Genomic DNA, 6,386 nt, shown 5'->3' with positions numbered 1-6,386 from the left:
GTCCCGGCGCGATGCCGACGGCGTCGCCGAGGCGCGGGGTCGTGCTCTACGCGCGTCGCCTCGCTGCCCTGCTCGGCATCGGCCTGGTCCATGTCGTTTTCCTGTGGCCGGGCGACGTGCTGGTCGTCTACGCGATCCTGGGCTTTGCCCTGCTCGCCCTGCGCGATCTTCCCGACCGCGCCGTCCTCGCGCTGCTCGGCCTGTGCCTGCTCTATCCGGCAAGCGCCGACCTCCTGCGCGCCCTGCTGTTCTCCTTCGAGATGGAGACCCTCGCCGCCTTCGAGTACCAGGACTTCGAGCTGACGAACGCCGCCGCTTTCGGGCACGGCACCTTCCTCGATGCCGTGCGCGAGACGGCGCGGGTCTTCGCCTGGAGCTACGGCTCGCCGCTCGGCCTCTTCAGCTACGCCGCCTTTTACGTGCAGATGGCCACCGGCATCCTGGCCGGCCTGCTGGTCGGCCGTCGCGGCTGGGTGACGGAGCTGGCGGAGTGCGGCGCCGAGATGCGCCGCATGCAGCGGGGCCTGCTTGGCCTCGTCGTCGCGGCCGCCGTGGTCGAGATCGTCGCCTCGGTCGCCAGCGGCGAAACCGGCGGCAGCTTCACCGCCTCATTGGCGCGCACCCTCGGGCGGGCCGCCCTGGCTGCCTTCTATGCCGTGACCGTGCTCCGCCTCGCCGCTGCCGCCCCCCGTGCACCGCGCTGGCTGCTGCCGTTCGCCACGGCCGGCCGCATGCCGCTCAGCAACTACCTGCTGCAGACGCTGCTCGCCAGCGCCGTCTTCTACGGCTGGGGCCTGGGCCTGTGGGGCCGCACCGGTCCTGCATTCCAGACCCTGCTCGCGCTGGCCCTGTTCTTCGCCGTGCAGCTGCCGCTGAGCTCGGCCTGGCTCGCCCGCTTCCGCCACGGCCCGGTCGAGCACCTGTGGCGTCTTCTCACCTACGGCCGGCGGGCCTTGTGAGGTCGAACTCGGCAGCGATCAGGGCGTAGGAGCGACGGCGCACGGCCGGGTCGTGGGCCCAGGTGTTGATCACGACCTCGTCCAGCCGGAACGCCTCGGCCAGGGCGACGATCCGCTCGGCGACCTTGGCTGCGGAGCCGACGAAGGCGCGCGCCCGCATCCCCGCGAGGCTCTGCGCCTCGGCCGCGTCGAAGCCGCGCGCGGCGATGTCGTCGGGCGCCTGCAAGGGCCCGAGCACGCCGCGGCCGCGGTCGATGCGCCAGCGGTCGCGCGACAGCGCCAGGTGCTCGGCTTCCTCGTCGGAGCCGGCGGCCAGGGCCCAGATGCACAGCGTCGCCTGCGCCTGCGGGTGCCGTTCGCTCGGCTGGTAGAGGCGGCGGTAGAGCGCCATCGCCTGCTCGGCGCCGACGCCGTCGGTGAAGAAGTAGGCGAAGGCGTAAGGCAGGCCGAAGTGGGCGGCGAGCTGCGCGCCGTAGTCGGAGCTGCCGAGGATCCAGATCTCGGGCGCGTGCGGGCCGAGCGGGTGGGCCGTGATGCCGGCATGCGTGCCGGCGTGGGTCCAGGCGTGCAGGTCGCGCACCTGCTCCGGGAAATGGTCGGCGGCGTGCACGGCGTTGGGGTTGAGCGCCCGCGCCGTGCGCGTGTCGCCGCCCGGCGCGCGGCCGACGCCGAGATCGATGCGCCCCGGCGCCAGCGCCTCGAGGACGCGGAACTGCTCGGCCACCTTGAGCGCGCTGTAGTGCGGCAGCATCACGCCGGCGCTGCCGATGCGGATCGTCGACGTGCGCGCCGCGATCGCCGCCATCAGGATCTCGGGCGCGCTGCCGACGATCGTCGGCAGGCCGTGGTGCTCGCTGAGCCAGAAGCGCGAATAGCCGAGCTGCTCGCAGTGCTCGGCGAGCGACAGCGTGTCGCGGATCGCCGCGTCCTCGCTGCTGCCGGCGAGCGAGACGGACTGATCGAGGACGGAGAGCTTCACCACGTCGATTGCAGCAGCAACGCGCTCACCCCTGCGGATGCGTGGGATCGATCCCGCGCACGAGCTCGGGCTTCTCGACCGGCTCGATGTCGAGGTTCACGGCGACGGCCTCGCCGTCGCTGCGCACCAGCACGCACTCGAGCGTCTCGGTCGGGCTGGCATTGATCTCCTGGTGCGGCACGTACGGGGGCACGTAGATGAAGTCGCCGGGCCCGGCCTCGGCAGTGAACTCGAGCGCGTTGCCCCAGCGCATGCGGGCGCGGCCCCTGACGACATAGATCACGCTCTCGAGCGGGCCGTGGTGATGCGCGCCTGTCTTCGCGTCGGCGTGGATGTGCACCGTGCCGGCCCACAGCTTCTGCGCGCCGACGCGGGCGAAGTTGATCGCCGCCTTGCGGTCCATGCCGGGTGTCTGTGCGGTGTTCGGGTCGAGACGGTCGCCCGGGACGACGCGCACGCCGTCGTGCTTCCAGGGCTCGTCGCTCGGGGCTGCAGTGTCTGAGGTCATGGGCGCTCCGGTAGGGCGAAAAGGGCCGAGGTCGTGTACATTAGCGGCACAGTTATACGCAAGACAGTTCGTGATTGGTTCTACCCCCGCGGTCCTCGCGGCGGGCCGCTTCGAATCCCCCTGATCGGTTCTTGAGTGTCGCTGCATGCGCCGCATGTTGCTGCGCATTCATTTCAATGCATAGACAGGATATTTTTATGACGACCCCGACCCAGACCGGTACCGTGAAGTGGTTCAACGAAAGCAAGGGCTTCGGCTTCATCGCGCAAGACGCGGGCGGCGCTGACCTCTTCGCCCACTTCCGCGACATCACCGGCACGGGCTTCAAGACCCTGACCGAGAACCAGCGCGTCGAATTCGAAGTCAAGCAGGGCCAGAAGGGCCTGCAGGCCGCGAACATCCGCGTGCTGTAAAGACCTTCGGGCGCGAGCCCGAAAGCAAGCCGCGGCCCGACCGCGGCTTTTTTTCGTCCGGCGCGCCCGCGTAGCATCGGTGCCTGTCCCGAGAGGCCGCCATGACATCCCTCGCCGCAATCACCAACCACCAGGTCCGCCTGGCGCGCCGACCGGTGGGCATGCCCGTCCGCTCCGACTGGAGCTTCACGGCCGAGCCGGTCGCCGGGCCCGAGACCGGCGGCGTCCTCGTCCAGACGCTGGCGCTCTCGCTCGACCCCGCGATGCGCGGCTGGATGAACGAGGGCCGCAGCTACATCGCGCCGGTCGGCATCGACGAGGTCATGCGCGCAGGCGGCATCGGCCGCGTGGTGGCTTCGGAGAATCCGAGATTCGCGGTGGGCGACTCGGTGAGCGGGCTGCTCGGCGTCCAGGAGTACGCGCTCTTTACCGCGGACCAGCTCGCCCGCGGCGCGCTCGCTCCGGTCGATCTCGGCCTCGGGACGATGACGCAGTGGCTCAACGTGCTCGGCATGCCCGGCATGACCGCCTACTTCGGGCTCCTGGACGTCGGCCAGCCGAAGCCCGGCGAGACGGTGGTCGTCTCCGGTGCCGCGGGCGCCGTCGGACAGACCGTCGGCCAGCTGGCCCGCATCCACGGCTGCCGTGTCGTCGGCATTGCCGGCGGGCCCGCCAAGTGCGACTGGGTCGTGCGCGAGCTCGGCTTCGATGCCTGCATCGACTACAAGGCCGGTGCCCTCAAGGACGGCGTGAAGGCGCACTGCCCGAAGGGCGTCGACATCTACTTCGACAACGTCGGCGGCGAGATCCTCGACACGGTGCTGACGCGGATCAACCGGCACGCACGCATCGTCATCTGCGGCGCGATCAGCCAGTACAACAACACCGAGCCGGTGAAAGGTCCTGCCAACTACCTCTCGCTGCTCGTCAACCGGGCCCGCATGGAGGGCATGGTCGTGTTCGACTATGCCGAGCGCTACCCGCTGGCCATCGCCGAGCTGGCCGGCCATCTGCGCGACGGGCGGATGAAGAGCCGCGAGGACGTGGTCGTCGGCATCGACACCTTTCCAGAAGCGCTGCTCAGGCTGTTCCGCGGCGACAACTTCGGCAAGCTCGTGCTCCAGGTCACGGAGGCGTGACGAACCCGGCGCCGGACCCGGACCAGGCCGCCCTGCCGCCGCCCTTGCTCCAGGCATTCCTGGAGGAAAGCCGCGACCTGCTCGTGCTCACCGATGCGATCGGCACGATCGCCTGGACCAACGCGCGCTTCGCCCAGGCCACCGGGTTCGTCGCTGGCACGCTGGCGCTCTCGCTGCTCAACTTCGCCCCGTCCGGGCCGGCCGGCACGAACTCGCGCCTGGCCCTGGCCAAGCTGCTCGCGTCCCCCCAGGCCGACCTCGAGGAGCTCGAACTGCGCAGCCGCGACGGATCGCCCCTGTGGGTCGAGGCGCGCCGCAGGATCGTCGGCGCGAACATCGTCTGGGTGCTCGTCGACGTGACGAGGACCCACCTGCTGGCCGAGCAGGCGGAACGCCAGCGCGAGCTGCTCGCGACGGCCCAGGAGTTCGGCCGCATCGGCATCTGGGAACGGACGATCGCGACCGGCGAAGGCCACTGGGACGAGCACGCGTTTCGCTACTGGGGCCTCGACCCGGCCGGGGGGACGCCCTCGCACGCCCAGGCCCTGGAGCGCATCCATCCGGAAGACCGCTCGCGCATGAAGTACGCGGAATCGATCCGCCGGGCCGGCCGCTACTCGCAGCGCTACCGCGTGGTCCATCCCGACGGGCGGACGCGCTGGATCCATTCGCAGTGGGAAGTGAAGACCGGCGTGCACGGCGTTCCTGACCGCGCGCTCGGCATCATGATGGACGACACCGAGGCCTACGAAGCGGCACGCGCGCTCGTCGACGCCAGCGCACAGCTGCAGATGGCCGTCGAGCTCGGCAAGATCGCGATCTGGCGGCACGACCTGCGCACCCAGCGCATGGTCTACAACGACCGCGCCTTCGAGGTGCTCGGGCTGGCGCCTCGCCCCGAAGGCTTCACGATCGAGGAGGTCCGCTCCCTCATCCACCCGGACGACATACCGCTCGTCATCGCCTCCGCGGAGCGGGCCCTGCAGTCGAACCTGCCCACCGACATGGAGGCTCGTTACCGCCGCGCCGACGGGAGCTGGCGCTACGTGCTGACCCGGCGCGTCGTCGAACGGAGCAGCACGGGCGAACCGATCGCCTTCCTCGGCGTGGCGCTCGACATGACGGAACGCGTCGAGGAGATGCGCCAGAAGGAGGAGCTGGCCCGCCGCTTCGACGCCGCGTCTCGCGCGGCACGCGTCGGCATCTGGACCCTGACGCTCGAGCCGCCGGAGAGCGAGTGGAACCCGCAGATGTTCGCGCTCTTCGACCGCCACACGACGGTCCCGGCCTCGCTGTCGACGTGGCTGAACGAGTCGGTGCACGCCGACGACCGGTCGCGCGTCGGCACGCTCATGCATGCGTACCTGCACGAGGGCGAGGGGCTGCTCGAGGTCGAGTTCCGGACCCTGCGGCGCGACGACGGCATCCGCTGGACCGTGATCCGCGCGGACCTCGACCGCACGCGCAGCGACCGCCGCCGCCTGCTCGGCGTGGCGCTCGACGTCACCGAGCAGCACGAGGCCATCGCCGCCCTGCGCACCGCCAGCCAGCGGGCCGCCCTCATCACCCACCATGCCGGCATTGGCACCTGGGAGGCGGGCTTCGACGGCGCGCAGGAGTACTGGGACGAGCAGATGTTCCGGCTGCGCGGCCTGGAGCCGGCGGGCGTGCCGCCGTCGCTCGACGAGCGCCTGGCCACGATCCACCCCGACGACGCGCCGCGCGTCCGCGACGGCCTTGCCGCGGCTGCCGCGGCGGGCCTTTCGACGGCCTTCGAGTTCAGGGTCCGCCTGCCCGACCTCGGCTACCGCTGGCTGGCCTCGCGCTCGGCCATCGTCTTCGACGAGCGCGGCCAGCCATCGCGGCGCGTCGGCGTCGACTGGGACATCTCCGAGAACAAGAACGCTGCCCTGGTCCAGGAGCAGGCAGCGCTCGCCGAGCGCGGCATCCAGGCCAAGTCGCAATTCCTGTCGCGGATGAGCCACGAGTTGCGCACGCCCTTGAACGCGGTGCTCGGCTTCACGCAGCTGCTGCAGATCGAAGCGAGACAGGCCGGCCAGGAGGAGCACCTCTCGAAGCTGGAGCACATCCACGCAGCAGGCGACCACCTGCTCTCGCTGATCAACGACGTGCTCGACCTCTCGGCCCTCGAGTCGGGCGAACTGCGGCTGACGCTGCGTCCGGTCGAGCTCGGCCAGCTGGTGCACCAGTCCCTGGCCCTGCTGCACTCGCTCGCGACCCAGCATGGCGTGAGCCTCGAGACCGGCCGCGCCGAGGGCACTGCACTGGCCGACCCGACCCGCCTGCGCCAGGTCCTGATCAACCTCGTCTCCAACGCCATCAAGTACAACCGGCCCGGCGGGAGCGTCGTCGTCGAGACGAGCGCCG

At 70.7% G+C, this 6,386-nt stretch carries 6 protein-coding genes; 4 read left to right on the top strand and 2 right to left on the bottom strand.

The features are described 5' to 3' along the window. A partial coding sequence (locus AC30N0_RS09315) for a DUF418 domain-containing protein (RefSeq protein WP_489517646.1) occupies nt 1-959 on the top strand: 959 nt, incomplete at its 5' end. Here the strand turns inward: AC30N0_RS09315 and AC30N0_RS09310 are convergent. Beyond that, entirely contained in the window at nt 934-1,938 is a 1,005-nt protein-coding gene (locus AC30N0_RS09310) for an LLM class flavin-dependent oxidoreductase (protein ID WP_489517645.1), read from the bottom strand. The two genes, AC30N0_RS09315 and AC30N0_RS09310, sit on opposite strands and share 26 nt — an antisense overlap. A 25-nt stretch (nt 1,939-1,963) precedes the next feature. Further along, nucleotides 1,964-2,446 (bottom strand): cupin domain-containing protein, encoded by a 483-nt coding sequence (locus AC30N0_RS09305; protein WP_489517644.1) that lies wholly within the window; start codon nt 2,444-2,446, stop codon nt 1,964-1,966. Nucleotides 2,447-2,643: 197 nt separating this feature from the next. Here AC30N0_RS09305 and AC30N0_RS09300 point away from each other — a divergent pair, with 197 nt between their 5' ends. The 3 genes from AC30N0_RS09300 to AC30N0_RS09290 all read left to right on the top strand — a co-directional run. Next, nucleotides 2,644-2,859 (top strand): cold-shock protein, encoded by a 216-nt coding sequence (locus AC30N0_RS09300; protein WP_489517643.1) that lies wholly within the window; start codon nt 2,644-2,646, stop codon nt 2,857-2,859. 101 nt (nt 2,860-2,960) lie between these two features. Beyond that, nucleotides 2,961-3,998 carry an NADP-dependent oxidoreductase gene (locus AC30N0_RS09295; RefSeq protein WP_489517642.1) on the top strand — a complete coding sequence of 346 codons (1,038 nt, stop codon included), beginning with the start codon at nt 2,961-2,963 and terminating at the stop codon, nt 3,996-3,998. Continuing rightward, a partial coding sequence (locus tag AC30N0_RS09290) for a sensor histidine kinase (protein ID WP_489517641.1) occupies nt 3,995-6,386 on the top strand: 2,392 nt, incomplete at its 3' end. The genes AC30N0_RS09295 and AC30N0_RS09290, both read left to right, overlap by 4 nt.

Source organism: Rhizobacter sp. (assembly GCF_031412495.1).
In the GTDB taxonomy this organism is placed as follows: Bacteria; Pseudomonadota; Gammaproteobacteria; order Burkholderiales; family Burkholderiaceae_C; genus Schlegelella_A.
Note: the sequence above shows the minus strand (reverse complement) of the source record. Positions and strands in the feature narration are given on the sequence as shown.